The following is a 255-nucleotide window of genomic DNA, read 5'->3' as shown; positions in this document are numbered from 1 at the left end:
AAAGAGCACCCGCTAGAATCCCCCAGTACCATGCGAACAAAATGCTGAACAGCGAGGCCAAAAAAGACGCCAAAATGACGAGGTAATTACGCCCCTCGAACACCATCGCGATCCCTTCAATGTAAGCTGCCCCGCGGGGAACAAGCTCCAGCTCATCAATCTTCGATAAACTCTGTCTCTCCATGTTGCGGACATCCCGGAACTGCTGTGCGGCTAGCGAGAGGAACGTAACCGCGGTATAGTTCTTGTCGAGCA

General features: G+C 52.9%; 1 protein-coding gene. It reads right to left on the bottom strand.

Annotated elements, in window-relative coordinates; genetic code table 11:
- Positions 1–255 (bottom strand): YIEGIA domain-containing protein (locus KVT11_RS20235; RefSeq protein ID WP_217609184.1); only part of this gene is annotated, 255 nt, incomplete at both ends.

The organism is Bacillus sp. GbtcB10 (assembly GCF_019091365.1).
Taxonomy (GTDB): Bacteria; Bacillota; Bacilli; order Bacillales; family Bacillaceae; genus Bacillus; species Bacillus altitudinis.
The sequence above is the reverse complement of the archived record's forward strand: the minus strand, read 5'-3'. Positions and strand labels throughout refer to the sequence as shown.